This is a genomic window from Rhodococcus sp. 05-340-2 (genome assembly GCF_002258915.1).
Classification (GTDB): Bacteria; Actinomycetota; Actinomycetes; order Mycobacteriales; family Mycobacteriaceae; genus Rhodococcoides.
In genome coordinates, this window is sequence record NZ_NOYU01000042.1 from 353733 (window position 1) to 374989 (window position 21257).

General features: G+C 65.4%; 18 protein-coding genes. 1 reads left to right on the plus strand and 17 read right to left on the minus strand.

Features of this window, described 5'->3' with window-relative positions:
* Positions 1 to 72 precede the first annotated feature (72 nt).
* The 8 genes from CH271_RS26840 to CH271_RS26875 all read right to left on the minus strand — a co-directional run bounded on the left by CH271_RS26840 (position 73) and on the right by CH271_RS26875 (position 7133).
* The gene (locus CH271_RS26840; RefSeq protein ID WP_094635549.1) at positions 73 to 921 is read right to left on the minus strand and encodes a DegV family protein; all 849 of its coding nucleotides are present in this window, start codon (positions 919 to 921) and stop codon (positions 73 to 75) included.
* On the minus strand, positions 918 to 1664 hold the full coding sequence (octT, locus tag CH271_RS26845) for a diglucosylglycerate octanoyltransferase (protein WP_037193095.1): 747 nt from the start codon (positions 1662 to 1664) through the stop codon (positions 918 to 920). The genes CH271_RS26840 and octT overlap by 4 nt, the downstream gene beginning before the upstream one ends.
* Positions 1651 to 2304, minus strand: a complete 654-nt coding sequence (locus tag CH271_RS26850; protein WP_037193097.1) for a histidine phosphatase family protein — start codon at positions 2302 to 2304, stop codon at positions 1651 to 1653. The genes octT and CH271_RS26850 overlap by 14 nt, the downstream gene beginning before the upstream one ends.
* Positions 2301 to 2693 carry a ribosome silencing factor gene (rsfS, locus tag CH271_RS26855; protein WP_037193100.1) on the minus strand — a complete coding sequence of 131 codons (393 nt, stop codon included), beginning with the start codon at positions 2691 to 2693 and terminating at the stop codon, positions 2301 to 2303. Before rsfS ends, CH271_RS26850 begins: the two co-directional genes overlap by 4 nt.
* Positions 2690 to 3403: a nicotinate-nucleotide adenylyltransferase gene (gene nadD / locus CH271_RS26860; RefSeq protein ID WP_052047902.1), complete on the minus strand. Its 714-nt coding sequence runs from the start codon at positions 3401 to 3403 to the stop codon at positions 2690 to 2692. The genes rsfS and nadD overlap by 4 nt, the downstream gene beginning before the upstream one ends.
* Before the next feature lie 107 nt (positions 3404 to 3510).
* On the minus strand, positions 3511 to 4926 hold the full coding sequence (locus CH271_RS26865; RefSeq protein WP_094635550.1) for a vWA domain-containing protein: 1416 nt from the start codon (positions 4924 to 4926) through the stop codon (positions 3511 to 3513).
* A 1-nt stretch (position 4927) separates the two neighbouring features.
* Positions 4928 to 5809, minus strand: a complete 882-nt coding sequence (locus CH271_RS26870; protein WP_037193103.1) for an AAA family ATPase — start codon at positions 5807 to 5809, stop codon at positions 4928 to 4930.
* 46 nt (positions 5810 to 5855) lie between these two features.
* A complete protein-coding gene (locus tag CH271_RS26875) occupies positions 5856 to 7133 on the minus strand; it encodes a glutamate-5-semialdehyde dehydrogenase (protein WP_094635551.1) in 1278 nt (425 codons plus the stop codon).
* A 112-nt stretch (positions 7134 to 7245) separates the two neighbouring features.
* On the opposite strand from CH271_RS26875, the gene CH271_RS26880 reads away from it, so the two are divergent.
* Complete coding sequence (locus CH271_RS26880; RefSeq protein ID WP_179274627.1) at positions 7246 to 8373, plus strand: NADH:flavin oxidoreductase/NADH oxidase; 1128 nt, start codon at positions 7246 to 7248, stop codon at positions 8371 to 8373.
* An 8-nt stretch (positions 8374 to 8381) separates the two neighbouring features.
* Here CH271_RS26880 and CH271_RS26885 read toward each other — a convergent pair whose 3' ends face one another.
* The 9 genes from CH271_RS26885 to CH271_RS26925 all read right to left on the minus strand — a co-directional run bounded on the left by CH271_RS26885 (position 8382) and on the right by CH271_RS26925 (position 21219).
* On the minus strand, positions 8382 to 9341 hold the full coding sequence (locus CH271_RS26885) for a D-2-hydroxyacid dehydrogenase (protein WP_094635552.1): 960 nt from the start codon (positions 9339 to 9341) through the stop codon (positions 8382 to 8384).
* Between the two features lie 2 nt (positions 9342 to 9343).
* Positions 9344 to 10774 (minus strand): MFS transporter, encoded by a 1431-nt coding sequence (locus tag CH271_RS26890; protein ID WP_230596345.1) that lies wholly within the window; start codon positions 10772 to 10774, stop codon positions 9344 to 9346.
* Between the two features lie 114 nt (positions 10775 to 10888).
* A complete protein-coding gene (locus CH271_RS26895) occupies positions 10889 to 12085 on the minus strand; it encodes a M20 family metallopeptidase (protein WP_094635553.1) in 1197 nt (398 codons plus the stop codon).
* Positions 12082 to 13440, minus strand: a complete 1359-nt coding sequence (locus CH271_RS26900) for an aminotransferase-like domain-containing protein (protein ID WP_373453562.1) — start codon at positions 13438 to 13440, stop codon at positions 12082 to 12084. Before CH271_RS26900 ends, CH271_RS26895 begins: the two co-directional genes overlap by 4 nt.
* A 2-nt stretch (positions 13441 to 13442) precedes the next feature.
* Positions 13443 to 14621, minus strand: a complete 1179-nt coding sequence (locus CH271_RS26905; RefSeq protein WP_179274640.1) for a M24 family metallopeptidase — start codon at positions 14619 to 14621, stop codon at positions 13443 to 13445.
* Positions 14622 to 14843: 222 nt separating this feature from the next.
* Positions 14844 to 15557 (minus strand): GntR family transcriptional regulator, encoded by a 714-nt coding sequence (locus tag CH271_RS26910; protein WP_230596347.1) that lies wholly within the window; start codon positions 15555 to 15557, stop codon positions 14844 to 14846.
* A 15-nt stretch (positions 15558 to 15572) separates the two neighbouring features.
* Entirely contained in the window at positions 15573 to 17048 is a 1476-nt protein-coding gene (locus CH271_RS26915; protein WP_094635554.1) for an NAD-dependent succinate-semialdehyde dehydrogenase, read from the minus strand.
* Positions 17045 to 19957 carry an FAD-binding and (Fe-S)-binding domain-containing protein gene (locus CH271_RS26920; protein WP_094635555.1) on the minus strand — a complete coding sequence of 971 codons (2913 nt, stop codon included), beginning with the start codon at positions 19955 to 19957 and terminating at the stop codon, positions 17045 to 17047. Before CH271_RS26920 ends, CH271_RS26915 begins: the two co-directional genes overlap by 4 nt.
* Positions 19954 to 21219: an aspartate aminotransferase family protein gene (locus CH271_RS26925; protein ID WP_094635556.1), complete on the minus strand. Its 1266-nt coding sequence runs from the start codon at positions 21217 to 21219 to the stop codon at positions 19954 to 19956. The genes CH271_RS26920 and CH271_RS26925 overlap by 4 nt, the downstream gene beginning before the upstream one ends.
* Between the last annotated feature and the right edge of the window lie 38 nt (positions 21220 to 21257).

A 21257-nucleotide genomic window follows, 5' to 3' on the forward strand; every position in this document is an offset into this window, starting at 1 on the left:
CGACGAACGCAGGTCGCCGATTGCCCTGTGCACAAACCCTGAGGCTGTGGATCGACCGAGGGCTCGACCCGGTTATCGGCGTCCCGGAGCCACGACGACACCGACCGCGCCGGGGCCGACATGAGCGCCGAGAACGGCACCGAAGGGGTAGACGTCGATGCTGGTCGAGTGCGGAATTCGGGAGGCCAGCATCGCGGCTACGTCCTCGGCCCGCTCCGCGCACTGCATGTGGTGCACCGCGAGCGCAACCCCCGATTCGTCACCGACCTCGGTCGCGGCAACGACGGCGGCGTCGACCAGCTTGTTCAGCGCCTTGGACGAGGTCCGCGCCTTCTCCTTCAACACCAGTTTGCCGTCGCTGATGTGCAGCACCGGCTTCATGGCCAGCGCAGTGCCGAGCAAGGCCGCGGCTGCGCCGATTCGGCCTCCCCGTCGCAGGTGGTCGAGTCGGTCGACGACGATGAAGCATCTCGACGCCGTCGACGCGGCGACGGCGTCGCGGTACACCTCGTCCAGTTCTACTCCCCCGGCGGCCGTGTCCGCCGCGGCCAGCACCGCGAAGCCGAGTCCCATTCCGGCCGAGGCGGAATCGACGACTCGGACGGCCGAGCCCACGTGCTCTGCGGCCTGGCGTGCTGCCTCCCACGTGCTCGACAGTCCCCGGGAGATGTGCAAGGCCACCACACCGGCACCTCGGCTGCGTTCGAGCGCCGCGGCATAGACCTCGGTCAGCTCGCCCGGAGAAGCCCCCGCGGTGGTCACCGGCTTGCCCGAGGTGGACTGCTCGGGAATGTCGTCGACGCCCTCGCGATGGTCGATCCCGTCGACCAGCACATGCAGTGGCACCATCGCAATGCCTCGCTCGGCGGCGAGTGTGGCCGGCAGGCAGGACGAGGAGTCGGTGACGACGGCGACGGTCATGGCAATTCGGTCGACGTTCCGGCGGCGACGGGTCGCAGGACCTCCAGCATCGCGTCGGCGACCGCGATGTGGGCGTCCCATCCCCAGTGGATGCCGTCGGGGTTCGCGTTCTCGGACTCGATGTTCGGTCGTACGGCGTCGGCGAGGTCGACCATCGGGACGTTCCTGTCCGCGCTCCAGGCACGCAGCGCGCGAACGGCTGGTTCGCGACCCGAGTGCACCTTGCCGTAGGCATCGCAGCGGTGCACGGACGGATAGGTACCGATGACGGGAAGTTCGGGACGCACGTACGCCAGTGCCGCGCGGGTCTGTTCCAGATACTCGACGCTGAGCCGTGGCGGCAGCGCCACGGGCCAACCGAGATGCGACAGAACAGGTTGTACCGCTTGGTATCCCGCGCGAACCACGCGCCGAAGGGCAGGCGGTCGGACGTATCTGATCTGCTCCCGTAGCGCAGTCGGCAACGGCGACGGGAGTGAATCCATGCCGCCGATTCCGAGCACGACGGCACCGGCACGGGGAATGACTGCCCACACTCGCGGATCCTGGGTCAGAGCCCACCACGCGTCCCGACTCGTCCAGCCGATCCGCGCAACCAACTCGACCGTCCAACCGAGTTCCGCCGCAACGAGATTGGGCCAGAGCCGCGGGTCGTCGACGGGCAGGCCGCCCTCGGGTCCGTAGTAGCTCAACGAGTCCGCGAGCACGAGGAGCGCGGGTCGCGCCGTCTCAGAGGACGTCACTGGCCACCCGCGCCGAGGCGTTCCACACGTCCAGTCGCCAGGACGGGTTCTCGCCGGGTCCGTGCGCACCGAGCTGAACCCAGCTGGTGTTCGCGAGGCCTCCGAGCACCGGCCAGCGATCGGTCGGCAGATCGAGCAGCGCGGCGGTCAGTGCCGCGATCAGACCTCCGTGTGCGACGAGGACGAGCGGGCGCTCGTTGCCGTCGGCACCCCACTCGGGGACGCCCGCCGCGAGTTCACGAACCAGCGGCACACTGCGTCGGGCGACGTCGATGCGACTCTCCCCACCGGGCGGGGCGATGGTGGCGTCGGCGCGCCAGGCCGGTCGTGCACCGGGGGCGATGTCGTCGACCTCGGTGTGCGTGAGTCCCTGCCACTGACCGAGATGGGTCTCGCGCAGACGCTCGTCCACCGACACCGCCACGCCGGCTGCATCTCCGAGCGCGTTCGCGGTGTCCAGCGCACGCCGCAGATCCGACGAGACGATCTTGATCGGCTCACGCGTCGCCAGTTCGGCGGCGGCCGTCTTCGCCTGACTGCGGCCGAGCTCGGACAGATCGGTGTCGAGCTGACCCTGCATGCGGTCGGTGGCGTTGTATTCCGTCTGACCGTGCCGAAGCAGGATGAGCCGTCTGATCATTGCTCCGATTCCGGAGCCGCCGGATGCTGGCCGAGACCGGGAACCTCGATGGTCGGGCAGTCCTTCCACAACCGCTCGAGTGCATAGAAGTTCCGCTCTTCGTTGTGCTGAACGTGCACGACGATGTCGGAGTAGTCCAACAGCGCCCAACGGCCTTCTCTGGTGCCCTCGCGGCGGACCGGCTTGTGTCCGGCCTCACGCAGCTGATCCTCGATGTTCTCCACGATCGCGTTGACCTGACGCTCGTTCGGCGCAGAGGCGATGACGAAGCAATCGGTGATGTAGAGCTGATCGGACACGTCGAGAATCACCACGTCGCCGGCCAGTTTGTCGTCGGCTGCGAGCGCGGCGATCCGCGCCATCTCGGCGGCTTCGGCTGTTGCAGTCACTTCGGTGTACTCCCACTCGTATGGCTCGGGTTCGCGGTCATTGCGCTGGTGACCGACCCTGCCGGTTGCTTCTTCTGGGGCGCTGGTTCCGACATGGTGACGGATCCGTCGAGACGCTGAGCGCCTCGTGGTCTGTAGAGGTTCCTCTTCGAGATGTATTGCACGACGCCATCCGGTACGAGGTACCAGACCGGCCGATTCTCACCGGCTCGAAGTCGACAGTCCGTCGACGATATCGCGAGTGCCGGGATTTCCATCAATGTGAGAGTGTCCGCGGGCAACGATCGAAGGTGGTTGGCGAGATGTTCGACGCCGAGCTCGAACCCGGGACGTGAGACACCGACGAACTTGGCGAGCTCGAACAGCTCCTCCCAGTTCTGCCACGTGAGGATCGACTCGAGCGCGTCCGCCCCGGTGATGAAGTACAGCTCGGCATTGGGATGCTGCGATCGCAGATCACGCAGTGTGTCGACGGTGTAGGTCGACTTCTCCCGATCCACATCGACTCGGCTGACCGAGAAACGCGGATTGGACGCCGTCGCGATGACGGTCATCAGGTAGCGATCCTCTGCCGGACTGACCGACTTGCCTTCCTTCTGCCACGGGTTTCCGGTGGGAACGAAGATGACCTCGTCCAGGCCGAACTTGTTCGCCACTTCGCTGGCTGCGACGAGGTGCCCGTGGTGAATCGGGTCGAAGGTGCCACCCATCACGCCCAAACGGCGGACGGGCTGCCCACCGGTGTCGTCGCCGGAGTCGGATTCGCGCTGCACAACCGCCGATTCTACGTCCGAGGTGCCGCTGGGCGTCACACGCCTCACACCGGCAGCAAACGCGAGACCACGGTGGCGAGCTGCTGAGCCGATCGGCACTCGTGCATCGCGATCACGTCGGAGTACACCTTGGCCGCCGAATCGCCGGAACCCCACTGCGATTTCGGTTCGGGATTGAGCCAGTACGCATGCTTGGCGACCGACACGATGTGCGCCAACGCGGGCAGCTTCGGTTCGCGGTAATTGGTGCGGGCGTCACCGAGAATCAGCACCGAGCTGCGACTGGTGACCGCATGCGCGTACTTCTCGTCGAACGTCGTCAGTGCATGGCCGTAGTCCGAGTGTCCGTCGTACGTCACGAGATCGGACTCGCGGATGATGCGGCTCATCGCGGCTCCGAGGTCGGAACCGGAATCGAAGAATTGGGTGACCTCGTCGGTGGAGTCGATGAACGCGAAGATGCGTACGCGCGAGAACTGCTCTCGCAGTGCGTGCACCAACAGCAGAGTGAAATTGCTGAATCCTGCCACCGAACCCGATACATCGCACAGCACAACCAGTTCGGGGCGTGCTCGCCGAGGCTTGCGTTCGACCAGATCGATCGGGATGCCGCCGGTGGACATCGACTTGCGCAACGTCCGACGCAGGTCGATGGAGCCGTGCCTGCTTCGGCTGCGCCGCACCGCGAGTCGCGATGCCAACAATCGGGCGAGAGGTGTGACGTTGCGTCGCAGCGCCGCCATCTCCGTGTCCGAGGCCCGCAGGAAATCGACGTCCTCCGCGAGCTTGGGCACCCCGTAGCTCGCTACTCGCTCACGGCCCAGCTTTTCTGCCGACCGACGCCTCGTCTCGCTCTCGATCATCTTGCGCAGGTCCGCGATACGTTGCGCTGCTGTGCGTTTGGCAACCTCGGACTCGTAGTCGTCGGTGGGACGATCGGGTGCGTCGTCGCTGCGCCCGAGCAATCCGTCGAGAATCTTGCGCAGCAACGTTTCGGGCGCAACGTCGCGCAGCGCCTGATATGCCGAGAACGACGGCCCGTTGGAGGACTTGTACTGTCCGAGCTCCTCGACCATCTGCGCCGCCAGCATCTGGGTCAACTCCGCGGCCTCGGCCGAATCGTCGGAGAGCAGATCCACCAACAGCTCGCGGAGCGCATCGATGTCGACGTCGCCGGCGTCGGTGCGGGGCAGCGCGGTATCGATCTGCCCCGAGTCCCTGGTGCCCGATGCCACCGGAAACCACAGGTCGAACAGGGCGTCGAACACCCCGCGATGCGTCGGACGGCGCAGCAGCGCACAGGCCAGACCCTCGCGAACGGCTTCTCGATCGAGCAGATCGAGAACCGACAGGACGCGTCCGGCATCGACCGTCTCCGACGGCCCCACCGAAATTCCACGCCGACGCAGTGCGTCGACGAAACCGATGAGGTGACCGGGAATTCCGTGCGGGGCCTGCATGTCAGTTGAGCCGGAGTTCGGCTGCTGCACGGACCTGGTCCGACTGATGCTTGAGCACCACACCGAGTGTGGAGCGAACCGCATCGTCGTCGAGGGTGTCCATACCGAGCGCCAACAGAGTGCGTCCCCAGTCGATGGTCTCGGCCACCGAGGGCAACTTCTTGAGCTGCATCGCGCGCAGTACCCGCACGGTCTTGATCATCTGCTCGGCGATGGCCTCGGGCAGTTCGGGAACCCTGCTGGCGAGAATCCGGCGCTCGAGATCGGCGTCGGGAAAATCGAGGTGCAGGAACAGGCAGCGGCGCTTGAGGGCCTCGGACAGTTCACGAGTGGCGTTGGAGGTGAGCACCACGAACGGCGTCCGCTCGGCCACGATCGTGCCGAGTTCTGGAATGGTGATCGCGAAGTCGCTGAGTACCTCGAGCAGCAGTCCTTCGATCTCGACGTCGGCCTTGTCGGTCTCGTCGATGAGCAGAACCGTCGGATCGGTCCGGCGAATGGCCTGCAGTAGCGGGCGCGCCAGCAGGAACTCCTCGGAAAACACGTCCAGCTTGGTCGAGTCCCAATCGGCAGCGGTGCCGGACTGGATGCGCAGGATCTGCTTGGCGTGGTTCCACTCGTACAACGCACGGGCCTCGTCGACACCCTCGTAGCACTGCAGACGCACCAGCTCGGCCCCGGTCGTCTGCGCGACGGCGCGGGCCAGCTCGGTCTTGCCGACTCCCGCCGGACCTTCGATCAGCAGCGGCTTGCCGAGGCGATCGGCGAGAAACACCGAGGTGGCGGTGGCCTTGTCGGCCAGATAGCCCGTCTCGGCCAGGCGCCTCTGGACGTCGTCCACGCTGGCGAACAGCGGGGGTGTCGTCGGTAGGGCACGATCCATGTCACAGCTCCTGATGATCGGGTCTGGCCGGGTACTGCGAGGGGTGTCAGTCTCGGACGTGTCCGTCGCCCCACACGGTCCACTTGGTCGAGGTCAATTCGGGCAAGCCCATGGGTCCACGCGCATGCAGCTTCTGAGTCGAGATGCCGATCTCGGCTCCGAAGCCGAACTGCTCGCCGTCGGTGAACGCCGTGGAGGCGTTGACCATGACCGCGGACGCGTCGACCCGCTGGGTGAACTCACGCGCGGCCCGGATGTCGGCGGCGACGATCGCCTCGGTGTGGCCGGTGCCGTATCGGTCGATGTGCACGATCGCCTCGTCGATGCCGTCCACCACCTTCAGCGCGATGTCGAGTGAGAGGTACTCCTGCGACCAGTCCTCGTCGTGTGCAGGCACGAGCCCGGGCAGGTCCCCGTGCACCGTGACGCTGTGCATCTGGAATGCCTGGAGCAACCGCGGAACCATGGTCTCGGCGATCGCAGCGTCGACCAGCACGGTCTCGGCGGCGTTGCAGACGCTGACTCGACGGGTCTTGGCGTTGAGCACGATCTTCTCGGCCGTGTCCGGATCGGCAGAGGAATGGATGTACACGTGGCAGTTTCCGACGCCGGTCTCGATGGTCGGGACCGTGGCGTCACGCACGACCGCAGCGATCAGACCCGCTCCACCGCGCGGGATCACCACGTCCACCAGTCCGCGGGCCTGAATGAGGTGGGTGACCGTGGCACGGTCGGCACTCCCCAGAAGCTGCACCGCCGCCTCGGGCAGACCGTGTTCGCGCAACGCTCCCTGCAGTGCCTCGACCAACGCCGCATTGGACTGTGCCGCCGACGACGAACCGCGAAGGAGCACCGCGTTGCCGGACTTGAACGCGAGGCCGAACGCGTCGACGGTGACGTTGGGCCGAGCCTCGTAGACCATGCCCACCACGCCGAGCGGAACTCTCAGTTGCCGAATCTCGAGCCCGTTGGGCAACGTCGAACCACGAATGATCTCGCCGATCGGATCGGGCAACCCGGCCACCTGCCGCAACCCGGCCGCGATGCCGTCGATGCGCGACGCAGTCAGCCGTAGACGGTCCAGCAGCCCCTCATCGGTACCGGCCGCTCGCGCGTTCTCGATGTCGACCGCATTCGCGGCGAGTACCGAGTCTGCCGCACCGACGACCGCGTCGGCCGCGGCATGCAGCGCAGCGTCCTTCTCTGCGGTCGTCAGCAGTGCGAGCGCCCGTGATGCGGTGCGCGCTCGGCGCGCTGCGGCGTGCACGTTCTCGCGCTCGTCGGCAGTCGTGGTCACCGGTTCGGCCGAGACGGAAGCTGTCATGAACTACACACTAATAGGGGCCGGGAATGAGCGGCATCGCCGCGTCGTTGCAGCACAGCGTGAAGATCGTCGACCGACCGTCGATGCTGCCCGAAGACCGGAGGAACCACTTGTGAGTGTCCTGTTCGAGCCTCTGACCCTGCGCACTGTCACCTTCCCGAACCGGGTGTGGATGGCACCGATGTGCCAGTACTCGGCCGACGAGGCGGGCGACGATGTCGGCGTCGCGGGCGACTGGCATCGCACCCACCTGGTGAGCCGGGCGATCGGCGGTGCCGGACTGATCATCACCGAAGCCACCGCAGTGAGCCCCGAGGGCCGCATCAGCCCGTCGGACCTGGGCATCTGGAACGACACCCAGGCCGATGCATTGGCGCAGATCGTCGCCGAGATCTCGTCCTTCGGAACCGTCCCGGGCATCCAGCTCGCTCACGCGGGGCGCAAAGCCTCGACCGCTGCTCCCTGGTTGGGTGGCAAGTCCTTGCCTGCCGATGACTCCCGAAGCTGGGAGACCGTCGGCCCGTCGGCAGTGGCATTCGGTGACTACGCGACCCCACGAGAGGCGACGGCCGAGGACATCGCGAAGATCGTCGAGGACTTCCGTACTGCCGCGCAGCGCGCACTGGAAGCAGGGTTCCAGGTAGCCGAGATCCACGGTGCGCACGGCTACCTGTTGCACCAATTCCTGTCTCCTGCCAGCAACACCCGTACCGACTCGTACGGCGGGGATTTCGAGGGCCGCACACGTCTGCTGATCGAGGTCGTCGACGCCGTGCGTGAGGTGTGGCCTGCAGAGCTGCCGGTCTTCGTACGACTGTCGGCGACGGATTGGCTCGACGAGCCCGAGAACAGCGAGAACGCCGGGTACACAGCCGAATTGGAGGCCCCGAGCTGGACGTCGGATCAGACTGTTGCGTTGTCGCAGATCCTCACCGAACACGGAGTGGATCTGGTCGATACCTCGACCGGAGGTAACGTGCACGCCAAGATTCCGGTCGGTCCCGGCTACCAGGTTCCGTTCGCACGGCGAATCCAGAACGAGACCGCGATGCCCGCCGCTGCGGTCGGCATGATCACCGAACCCAAGCAGGCCGAGGAGATCGTCTCACAGGGCGAGGCAACGGCCGTGCTGCTGGCACGCGAGCTGCTGCGTGATCCGTACTGGCCACGGCGCGCCGCCCGCGAACTCGGTGTCGAGATGCGCCCGGCCGTGGCACCGCAGTACGAGCGGGCCTACTGAGGCTCCGCTCAGGTCGGCACGAAGCCGAGTTTCTTGTCCACGACATTGCGCAGCGGTTCGCCTCGGAAATGCCGAAGTGCGTTGTCCACGAACAGCTCTGCGAGCCGTTGCTTCCACCCCGAGGCATCGCCGCTCATGTGCGGTGTGACGATCACGTTCTCGGCCGTCCACAACGGATGGTCGGCCGAGAGCGGTTCTGTCTCGAACACATCGAGCGCGGCACCTGCGATGTGCCCGGTTGCCAGGTGTGCCAGCAGTGCCTCGGTGTCGAGCAACTCACCGCGGCCCACGTTCACGACGCGTGAACCGGGTTTCATCGCGGCCAGCACCGAATCGTCGACCATTCCCCTCGTCAGATCGGTCAGCGGGGCGACCAGCACCAGGTAGTCGGCCCGAGATACCTCGGACGCCAGATCGGCACTGGCATGAACGGTGCCGAAATCTCGGTCGCCCTCTCGTGCCGTCCTGCCCACACCCGAGACGGACATTCCCACCGCTGTCAGCAGGCTCGCGATGGCGCGGCCGATCGCACCGGTACCCACGATCATCGCGTGGGCACCGTCGATGCGCTGGGTCTCGCGGTGCTGCCAGACCTTCGAATGTTGCAGTGCGCGCGACCGTTCGGAGTCCTTGGCGAACGCCAGAATCTGGGCCAGCACGAACTCCGCGATCGGTCGGTCGAACACTCCCCGCGAATTGGTCACGATCACATCGGAATCGACCAGGTCGTCGAACATCAACGAGTCGACGCCTGCGGCGGCGATGTGGATCCACTTCAGCGAGCCGCAGCGCGGCCACGCCGATTCGACTGCGGGAGAGAAGAAATCCCACAGCAGCAACGCGTCGGCACCGTCGACCGCATCGCCGAGAGTATCGGCGGTGGCGTACCGGACGTCGGCGACCTCCGCGACGGAGTCGAGTCCGTCGGGAAGATCGCCGGCGTGCAGAACGACGAGAACCGGTGTCACTGCTACTTCTTCTTGTATCCGACGAGCTCGACGCCGGACGCCGCAACCTCGTCGTCGTTGTCGCCTGGGCACTGGGTTCCGCGCAACGAGCGCCCAGCCGTTTCCGGCATCAGCAGAATCGGCACGAAGGCGATGGCAGCCGCGATCATCATGTACCAACCCGGAATCAGGTTCGATCCGGTTCGATCGATGAGGAACGTGAGGATCAGCGGAGCAGTACCGCCGAAGAGCGCCGTCGAGACGTTGTATCCGATGGCGAACGCTCCGTAGCGCACCTGAGTGGGGAACAGCGCGGGCAGGGTCGACGACACACAGGAGCACATGATGACCAGCAACACTCCGAGACCGAGGAGGCCGATGCTCTGGCCGATCAATCCGGTGTTGATGATCAGCAGGAACAGCGGAACGCTGAACACGAAGTACCCGACACAGGCAGCCAGCAGCAACGGCTTTCGGCCCACCCGGTCGGACAGAGCGCCGATCGGGTTGATGATCGCCATCATGATGATCATGATGGCCACGAGGGTGAAGTTGGACTGAGTCGTGCTGTGCCCCAACGTGTCGCTGAGATACGACGGCAGGAACGTCAGCACGGTGTAGTACGCGATGTTGAGCAGCAACACGAATCCCATCAGGATCAGGATCCGCTGCCAGTACGTCATGGTGGCCTTGAGTGAGGTGACGGCTCCGCCTGCACCCTCTTCGACCGTGCCGCCGTCTTCCTTGGCCTCGGCGAATACCGGTGAATCCTCGAGCCGGGTCCGCAGCCACAGTGCAACGATGCCCAACGGGAGCGTCACCAGGAACGGGATTCGCCAGCCCCAGGCCTCCATGGTCTCGTCGCCGAGCCCGACGTTGAGCAGGGTGCACAGGGTGGCACCGCCCACGGTTCCTGCGAGGGTGCCGAATTCGAGGAACGATCCGAAGAATCCGCGGCGTTTGTCGGGCGCGTATTCGGCCATGAACACTGCTGCGCCACCGTACTCACCACCGGTGGAGAAGCCCTGCACCAATCGGCAGACGAGCAGCAGCAACGGTGCGGCGATGCCGATGGTGTCGAATGTGGGCAGCACACCGATCGTCGCCGTGGCCAACGTCATCATCGAGACGGTCAGTACCAGGACCTTCTGACGCCCGATGCGGTCGCCGAGTGGGCCGAGCACGATGCCGCCGATGGGACGAATGATGAACGACGCGGCCAGCACGGCGAAGGTGGAGAGCAGGCTCGCTCCCCCGTCCTCGGACGGGAAGAAGTTTGCGGCGATGTACACGGCCAGGTAGCCGTACACCGCGTAGTCGAACCACTCCACGGCGTTACCGAGAGCGGATCCGCCGATGGCGCGATGCAGAACCTTGGTCTCGTCCGGGCTCAGAGTGTCGGTGCTCGGGGGATATCCGGTCGGCGATGCTGCCGACCCTGATTTTTCGGTCACGGTCGAAATACCTCTCGCTTTTGTGGACAAAGTGGAGCGTCGGTGTGGTACTTCGCAGCGTTCGACATTACGGCGATGCAGAACATGAGTTTCGGCCAACCCCCTCGGGCAGCGCTAAAGTCCTGGTAGTGCAGCAATTCTGGTGGCGATCAATGCGTACGTCCTTGCGCTGTCGGTCAATTGCCGCACGGCGACGGACTCGTCCGGCCGATGTGCTTGTTCTTCGATCTCCCCCGGACCGAGCACGACGGTGGGTATTCCCATCTGCTGTGCCACAAAACCACCATCGCACGATGCCGTCCAGATGTCAGTGGAACGGCCAAATCCGCTGTCGATAACCGATTGCACTGCGGTAGCGACCAATCCGTTGTTCACGCTGGTCAGAAAGCCCGGCATTTCCATCGCGATACCGATGTCGACGTCGATACCGGACCCGGTGAGTTCCGCAGATTCGATGCGTGCCCGCAGATCGCCGACGACGCCGGCGGCACTTTCGCCGGGTAACAAACGGCGGTCGACGGTGACGACACACCGATCGGCGACCATCGAAGTGCCCGTTCCTCCCGCTATCGTCCCCACATTCCAGGTAGCCGGACCCAGTTCGGGGTCGGGGTTCGCGTCCAGCTCGGCCTGGGAGCCCTCGATGATTCCGATGATGCGTGCTGCAGCAGAGATGGCGTTCGCTCCGTTGCGTGGCTGACCCGCATGCGCGGATCGGCCACGAACCTCGATCTCGAGGTTCGTCGCGCCTCGGCATCCGACGATGGTGACCAGGTCCGTCGGCTCTGCCACCACGCAACAGCTGTAATTCCGTTGCGACGACGCGGCGACGAACGCTCGGATACCGAGACCGGTGTCCTCCTCGTCGACCAGACACGCCAAGGTCATCGGATACTCGTCCGCGAGACCGGCACGGTGCACTGCGGTCATCGCCGCAACCACTGCGGCCAGGCCGCCTTTCATGTCACAGGCCCCGCGGCCGATGATCCGGCCGTCTCGAACCACGGCGGAGAAGGGATCGGTGGTCCAGCCCGACCCCGCCGGAACCACGTCGGAGTGACCGACGAACAGAACTCCCGGCCGCTCGTCGGATCCGATGGACACGGTGACGTTGGGCCGGCCCGGAGCCACCTCGACGGTCCGAACGTCGAATCCCAGTGCCCGACAGTGCTCGGCGAGCACCTTCGCAGTATTTTCCTCCGTGTCTCCTGGGTTCTCGCCGCCGGCGTCGATCAATGCCGCAGTCAGAGAGACGATCTCGTGCTCGTCGATCGAACCGAGAAGAGCGCGTTCGGAAGTCGAAACGGTCATCGGGTGGGATCGGAGGCGAGCAGGTGCTTGGACTTCTCCACCGCGGCAGCCAGTCGTCGGATTCCCTCGTCGATGCGTTCGGGCGTCGACGAGGCGAAGCACAGCCGCAACGAATCGTGGAACTTCCCACCCACCGACAACGCCGGCCCGGGTATGTAGGCAACGCCCTCGGCCAGCGCCGTCTCGAACAGGTCCTGCGTAGAGAAGTCGACATCGTTGCCGCGTAACGTGGCCCAGAGAAAGAACCCTCCCTCGGGATCCGTTGTCGACATCGACTCGCCGAAGTATTTTTCGATGCTGTTCTGCATCGCGACCTTGCGGGGCAGGTACACCGAGGCCAACGATCGAAGATGCTCGTCGAGCAGGCCTCGCCGAATGTACTCGGCCACCATCCGCTGACCGGGCAGATTGGTGCACGTGTCCATGGCCTGTTTGGCGTTGACGATCAACTGCCGTGCCTCGGGGGCAGCGTCCACCCACCCCACTCGCAGGCCAGGGGCGATCATCTTGGAGAAGGTCCGCACCGAGAAGATCAACGGGTCGTTGGGACTGAGCGTGCCGAAACTGGGAATCGGATCACCCGAGAAGCGGAGCAGACCGTACGGATCGTCGTCCAGAATCACCGATCCCCACGTGTGCGCCAGCTCGATGAGCAGCCGACGACGCTCGAGCGACAGGGTGACCCCGGACGGGTTCTGGAAGTTGGGGATCACGTAGATCATCTTCGGCACTCGACCCGCACGCTCGACGAGCTCGGGCAACGCCTCGACGATGAGACCGTCACTGTCCATCGGGGCCTCGAGAATGTCGCCTCCGTAGCTGAGCACGGTGGCGGTTCCGTTGGTGTACGTGGGACTTTCGACGATCACCAGGTCACCCGGATCGATGAACAGCTTGCATGCGATGTCGAGACCCTGCATCCCGCCGGAGGTGATCACAACCCGCTCCTCCGTCGTGGGTTCCCCCACCGAATCGAGATAGGTGAGCAACGCGTCGAGCAAGCCCGGGTCGCCCTCGGTGGCACCGTAATCGAATGCGTCCGCGGTGAGCACGCTGCCGGCGATGTCGGTGAACGCAGCGGCCGGAACCGTCTCGGCGGCAGGAGATCCCATTGCGAATCGAACGATGTCGTGCTTCTGTGCAGCGAGCAGCGATGTCGAGGAATCGATCACCGATCCCACCAGTTTGTCGGTCCGCAGGGCCCAGGGAATGGCAGGAGTGGAGCCTGCGGAACGACTCGGTGTGGCAGGAGTGGAGCCTGCGGAACGACTTTGGGTGGCAGGAGTGGAGCCTGCGGAACGACCCTTCGTGGCAGGAGTGGAGCCTGCGGAACGACCCTTCGTTGATGCGGTCATGCTCACTCCTTCGTCAGTAGTTCTCGGGGGTATGCGGTGAAGGTTTCGAGGCCGTTGTCGGTGACGCGAACGGCCTCGGATACCTCGTATCCGTAGTCGTCCATCCACATTCCGCCGATGATGTGGAAGGTCATGTTCTCGGCGAGCACCGTCTCGTCGTCGGTGCGCAGGCTCACGGTGCGCTCACCCCAGTCGGGTGCGTAGGCGATGCCGATCGAGTATCCGATGCGCGACGGCTTGTGCAGTCCGTGCTTGGCCAGGCTGGTGTTCCACACCTGCGCCAGGTCGGTGGCGGTGACGCCTGCCCGTACGGTTGCGAGCACGTCGTTCAATGCTTCCCCGGTGGACTTGGCGAGGTAATCCAAACGCGGACTGGGCTTTCCGAGCACGATCGTGCGTGCCATCGGGATGTGGTAGCGCCGAAACACTCCGGCCAGTTCGACGACGGTGGTCTCGCCCCGCACGAAGGGTTGATGCGACCAGGTCAGGTGTGGGGTGTCGGCTCCGGCACCGGTGGGCAGCATCGGGACGATGGCCGGATGGTCGCCGCCGAAGTCCTCGGTGCCGCGCACCTGTGCGTTCATGATGGCTGCGGCCGCGTCGCACTGCCGCTCACCGACCGAGATCGACTGGTACGCAGCCGACATCGCCGACTCGCAGACTTTCGCGGCACCGCGCATCAGGGCGATCTCCGCGGGCGACTTGACCACTCGGACCCAGTTGATGAGCTCGTAGGAGTCGGTGAATCGGTATTCGGGCAGCGACTTCACCAAGGCCTCGAATGCCTTGGGGCTGAAGTAGTACGAGTCCATCTCCAGACCCACCTGGCCGTGCTCGAAGTTGTTCACCAGCCCCAGTTCGCGCAGCTTCGCGGCGACCCAGACGAATGGGTGAGTGTCCTTGCGCTGCACGAACGTTTCGGGGTAGCCGAACGTCCGATCCTGCGGCAGCCACGACGTGCGAAATGCACCGTTGGCGTCCATCTCGCGGGCGAAGAAGTACATCTCTCCCTCGAGCGGGACGTACAGCATCTGCGGGGTGTAGAACGAGAGCGCGTTGTATCCGAGCAGGTAGTAGAGGTTCGCGGGATCGGTGACGATGAGTGCGGTGAGGTTCTGCGCTGCCATCCGCTCTCGGACGGCAGCGAGCCGGGCTGCGTACTCCTCGTCGGTGAACGTGATCGGCGTGCTGTTCGGGACATCGGGGTACCGAGCCAGGCCGGGAGCGGCCCGTCCTGCGGTTTCGTCGGGTCCGAGTGCGGTGACGTAGGCGGCGTCGGGTGAGTCGTTCACGGGCACCCCCTTCAATGAGGTCGGTTTAGTAGATTGTTGACAATCAGGCTAGGCGCTGGCGTGAGAGGTTCGCAAGACTTCGGATGTAAATGCTGTGTTGCAGACCGGCGACTATCCCGGAGTTGCCAGTGCCGAGTGTTCGGCCTGCTCCTCGTCCATGGCACGAGTCAGGTCATGGATGGCGGTGTCCATGTGCTCGTGTACGCCCTTTTCCAGTGCGTCCCAATCCGAACCGAGCAACAGGTCGACGATCAGCTGGTGTTCCTCCACCAACGCCTCCGGCCGGTAGTACGCGGTTTCGAGGTTGGCCATGCAGATACGCGCCTCCGCAGCGAGTGTGGCGTACATCCGCGACATTCGGCTGTTGCGCGTCGCCGCGACCAGTGCGGTGTGGAACGCCAGATCCCGTTCGGCAAGACCTCGCCAATCCGCCCGATCGATGAACGGCTGCATCTGCATCACGATGGCCGAGAGCTCGTCGGCGGCCGACACCAGGCGCGCACGATCACCGTGCACCAGAGTCCATGCGGCACCGACCTCGATCGCCGCGCGGGATTCGTAGATCTCGGTGACATCCTCACTGCTCAGCTCGACGACGAACACGCCTCTGTTTCGGTAGCTGACGAGCAGCCCCTCTTGATTGAGGCGCTGCAGCGCCTCCCGCACCGGTCCCCGCGAGATCTCGAGTTCCGCGGCGACGTTGGCCTCGTTGATCTGCTCACCGGGGGCGTAGGACCCGTCGATGATGCGGTCGCGAATCTGGTCGGCAATGACCATCGACGTGTTGCGTGCGTCGATGGGCGTCAGTCGTCTCGAACTGGGCATGATCGAAAACCTCTCTCAGCCTCGGGGAATGGCGAAGTATTTGTACTCCAGAAACTCGTCTATGCCGACTTTTCCGCCCTCACGGCCGAGTCCGGACTGTTTGACGCCACCGAACGGCGCAGCCGGATTGGACACCAGACCCGTGTTGAGGCCGACCATGCCCACCTCGAGGCGCTCCCCCATCCGCAGAGCCCGGTCGATGTCCTGGGTGAAGACATATCCGACGAGTCCCCATTCGGTGTCGTTCGCGAGGGCGATCACCTCGTCCTCGGTATCGAACGGGACGATTGCTGCCACCGGTCCGAAGATTTCCTGTGTCATCAGATCCGACGCCGAATCGACGTCCGTGAGGACCGTCGGCGGGTAGAAGTATCCGGGTCCGTCCGGGGCCACTCCCCCGACGATCGCACGCGCGCCGCGCCCCAGGGCGTCGTCGACGAGTGTCTGCACCTTGGTGCGGCCTGCGTCGTCGATCAGCGGACCCACCTCGGTACCGTGCGCACTACCGGCCCCCACCGACAACGCACCCATGCGCTCGGCGAGCTTGTCCGCGAACTGCGCTGTCACACTTCGATGTACGAAGAATCGGTTGGCGGCGGTGCATGCCTCACCCATGTTGCGCATCTTGGCGACCATCGCACCGTCCACGGCGCGTGCGAGATCTGCATCGTCCATGACGATGAAGGGTGCGTTGCCCCCGAGCTCCATCGAGGTACGCATCACCGTCGATGCAGCCTGTTCCAGCAGAATCTTGCCCACCGCAGTCGATCCGGTGAAGCTGATCTTGCGGGCCGCCCCGCTGCTCATCCACGAGCCCACGACACCCGACGCATCGGTGGTGGTCACGACATTGACCACTCCCGCCGGGACCCCCGCGTCGTGCAGGATTCCCGCCAGAGCCAGTGCTGTCAGGGGCGTCTGCTCGGCCGGCTTGAACACCACGGTGCAGCCTGCGGCCAGTGCCGGGCCGATCTTGCGAGTTCCCATGGCCAGCGGGAAGTTCCACGGAGTGACGAGGATGCACGGTCCCACCGGTGCGCGGGTGACCACGATCCGGTTCTTCCCGTCTCCGGTGAGGGTGTGATCGCCCGAGATGCGGACCGCCTCCTCGGAGAACCAGCGAAAGAACTCGGCACCGTACGCCACCTCACCACGAGCGTCGGCCAGCGGCTTTCCCATTTCCGCGGTGATGATCGCAGCGAGCTCCTCCGACCGCGCCATGATCAATTCGTATGCTGTGCGGAGGATTTCGCTGCGCGCACGCGGCGGCATCGCGGCCCAGTCGGCGGCGGCGTCGACCGCTGCGGCCATGGCCTTCTCGGCATCGTCGATGCTGCCGTCGGCGACGCCGGCGATGACCTCGCCGCTGGCGGGATCGATGACATCGAACCGGGCATCGGATGCTGCGGCTGTCCACTCGCCTCCGATGAACAGTTCGGTCGGAGCAGTGATAGTGGGGCGAGTGAGGCCGGTGGTCGAACTGGCGGTCATGTCCGCGGTCCTTTCGTCGAACGTGGATCGAGTATCTGCGCCAGGTGTACGGACGCATCGCTGGTCAGGTCACCGGTGAGTTGACGCACCTGCATGTGGCAGGAGAATCCGTCGGTCAGAATCGGAGTGTCTGGCTCGGCATCACGCAGTGCAGGCGCCAGGGCCTGTTCTGCGACGGCCATGCTGAGCTCGTAGTGCCGAGACTCGAAGCCGAAATTGCCTGCCACGCCGCAGCACCCGGTGGCCTCGCGCACCGCCTCGATACCGACGGCCGCCAATGCCGTGCGCTGAGTGGCGTTGCCGAACACCGCGTATTCGTGGCAGTGGGTCTGTACTGTCACCGAATCGGGAACCTCGGCCGAGGGCACCCACCCGGCGGCGGCCTGATCGATCACCGCGCCGGCGAAACTCTGTACCCGCGCGGCGACCCGTCTCGCGGCCGCAGTGGGAACCAGCTCCGGCATGTCCTTGCGGAACGCCGCCGCGCAGCTCGGTTCGGTGACCACGATCGGTCGGTCGGTGCCGTCGTCCAGTGCGGCAACGGCTTTCGTGAGGTGCTTGCGGGCGGCCTTCAGCTGGCCCGTCGAAATCCAGGTCAGACCACAGCACACGTCGGTCCGGCATTCGGTGCTGCGACCGGAATCCTCGAGCACGCGTTGCGCCGCGCCCGCGACCTCGGGGCGAAAGCCCTGGGTGAACGTGTCGACGACCAACACCACGTCGGCGGCGCGGCCTCCGCCGATCCTGATTTCGTGAGCCAGTTCCTTCGCCGACGCGAAGCGCGGCAACGGCCGCTCGGTGGTCAGCCCACCGAGTCGAGCCGCCAGGGCCGCGATGCGCGGGGTGAGCAGACGGTTGAGCAGCGGTGCCGTTCGCTGCGTCACCTTCAGCCAGCGGGGCAACCAGCCGAGCGAATAGTGCGAGAGCGGTCGCAGTCGCCCCGCATAGTGATGATCGAGGAACTCGGACTTGTACGTCGCCATGTCCACTCCGACCGGACAATCCGACGAACAGGCCTTGCAGGACAGGCACAGATCGAGCGATTCGGCCACGTCTTTCGAGGCCCATCCGTCGGCAACGGTCGGCGAGCTGCGCACCATCTCCTGCAGCACTCGCGCCCGGCCCCGCGTCGAATCCTTCTCGTCGCCGGTCGCGCGGAAACTGGGGCACATGACGCCTCCCGACGCTGTGCGGCACTTGCCGACGCCGACACACGACTGAGTCGCGTGCACGAACGGATCCAGATCCGCCCGGGTTCCGATCTGGTGCAGATCGAAGGTCGTCTTCCATTCCCGCTGCGGGATGCCCTGCAGCATGAGGTTGTCCATCATCGGTTCCGGATCGGTGATCGACCCCGGGTTGAGAATCCCGCGGGGATCCCAGATGCGCTTGAACCGCGCGAACGCGTCGAGCATGCGGGGTGAGTACATCACCGGCAGCAGTTCCGAACGAGCCCTGCCGTCGCCGTGCTCGCCGGACAGGCTGCCGCCGTGCTTGACGACCACACGCGCGGCGGCGCGCAGGAAGTCGTACATCACCCGTCGCCCGGCGTCCGTGCGCTGATCGAACGTGATGCGCACGTGCATGCAGCCGGCACCGAAGTGTCCGTACATCACGCCGGTCAGATCGTGTTCGGCCAGAAGCACGTTGAGGTCGGCGAGATAGGCGGACAGGTTCTCGGGTGCGACCGCCGCGTCCTCCCAGCCACCCCAGGACTCCACCCCGCTCGACAGGCGGGTCGCCAGGCCTGCACCGTCTTCGCGTACTCGCCACAGCGCTGTTCGATCGGCCGGGTCGGTGACGATACGGCCTTCCTTCACGCGTCCGAGACGACCGAGCGCCTGGAGCAGACGGGCGGCCTTGTTCTCCACCTCGGCGGTATCGGCTCCGTCGAGGTCGACGTAGAGCCACGCGTTCCCGGCCGGCAGCCCGCGGACGGAGTCCGGTCCGCGCCGATACTCCATCGTCTGGGCGATGTTGTCGTCGATACCCTCCACCGCAGCAGGCGAGAACTCGAGTATGGCCGTCACGTCGGCCGCAGCAGCGACCACGTCGTCGTAGCCGAGGCAGAGCAACAGTGCAGCCGACGGAACGGGCACGACGGCAACGGTGACCGAGACGATCACCGCGCACGTGCCCTCGCTTCCGACGAGTGCACGGGCGACGTCGAATCCGTTCTCGGGCAACAGATGCGACAGGTGAAAACCGGACACCTGTCGCGGTATGCGGCCCAGTTCGACTCTGAAGAGAGCGAGGTTGTCCGCCGCAAGCGAGTGCAATTCGCGCGAGATACGTTCGGCGGCATCGGTTGCTGCCGAATCCTCCGAATGCACTGCCTCCACACCGCTACGGGTCACGCGAAGAAGGTGCCCGTCGGCGGTGACCACGTCCATGGCCACCGTGTGGTCGGCTGTTCGTCCGTAGCGCACCGAGTGATTGCCGCACGCGTCGTTGCCGACAGCCCCGCCTACCGTCGCGCGTGTCTTGCTGGACGGGTCGGGCGCGAATGTGAACGACCCAGACGTCCGGGCCACCAGCTCACGTTGCAACTCCGAGATCACGATTCCCGGTTCCACCACCGCCGTCCGCGAGTCGGTGTCCACCGAGATCACGCGATTCATGTGGCGGGAGAAGTCGAGCACGATTCCGCGGCCGATCGCGTTGCCCGCCATGGACGTTCCGCCGCCGCGGCCGATGACTGCGACTCCAGCGGCCCCGCACAGCGACATCACTGCGACGACGTCGTCGGCGCTGCGTGGGAAGATCACGGCCGCAGGCGGAATTCGGTAGTTCGAGGCGTCGTAGGAGTACTCGGCGAGCCGCCGGGACGAGTCGTCGATCTCGATGCCCAACTCCTGCACTCGCTGCACGAGTGCGGAGACGGGAGACCGAACGGAAGCAGACGTCACAGCACGTTCTTCAGCGTGCGCGACAACGCGTCGAGGCCCTGCCGCATCTCGTCGTCGTTCACGATCAGCGCGGGAATGATCCGGACCACGTTGCCGAGCGCGCCGCAGGTGAGCAGCAACAACCCCTCGTCGATCGCACCCTGTTGCACGCGCAGGGCCGCCGCAGCATCGGGATTGCCTGCGCTGTCGACGAATTCGAGTGCCTGCATCAAGCCGAGTCCACGTGCATCACCGATGGCAGAGTGCTCGGACTTCAGTGCCAGCAGGCCGTCGAGCAGAACTCGGCCCTGCGCGGCAGCGTTGTCGACCAGACCTTCCTCACGCACGACGTCGAGCGTCGCGACACCCGCCGCAGCGGCGACGGCATTGCCGCCGTACGTGCCGCCCTGCGATCCGGGCCACGCCTTTCCCATCAGCTCGGTCGATGCCGCGATAGCCGAGATCGGAAAACCACTGGCAAGGCCCTTTGCGGTGATGACGATGTCGGGCGTGATCGTCGAATGCTGGTGGCCCCAGAACTTCCCGGTGCGTCCGACGCCGGCCTGAACCTCGTCGACGATGAGGACGATCCCGTGGGTGTCCGCGCGTTCGCGGAGTCCCTCGAGGAAAGCCGGAGGCGTGGGCAGGTAACCACCGTCACCGAGTACCGGTTCGATGATGAACGCAGCGGTATCGGCGGGACTGGACATCGTCATCAGCAGGTAGTCGAGTTCCTTGAGCGCGAAAGCGACTGCGGTTTCCATGTCCCAGCCGTACCGGAAGGCGTACGGGAACGGCGCGATGTGCACACCGCCCATGATCGGTGAGAATCCGGAGCGAAACTTGGTGCCCGCGGTGGTCAACGACGCGGCGGCCACCGTGCGTCCGTGGAATCCCCCGTGGAACGCGATGATGTTCGGCCGTCCGGTCGCCATGCGCGCCAACCGAATCGATGCCTCGACGGCCTCCGAGCCGGAATTGGCGTAGAACACGCTGTCCAGCCCCGCGGGCAGCACCTCGCCGAGCTTGTCGGTCAGCGCCAGAAGTGGCTGATGCATGACGGTCGTGTACTGCGCGTGGATGATCTTGCCCACCTGCTCGCGGGCGGCCTCGACCACACGGGGATGGCAGTGCCCGGTACTGGTGACGCCGATACCGGTGGTGAAGTCGAGGTACTTGCGCCCGTCCGTGCCGATGATCCAGCTGCCCTTTCCGTGATCGACGACGATCGGGGTCGCCTGCTTGAGTGCCGGGCTGAGGTGAGTGCGAGTCGACGCTGTCATGCCTGTCATCGTCACTCACCGAATTCAGATTGTCAACA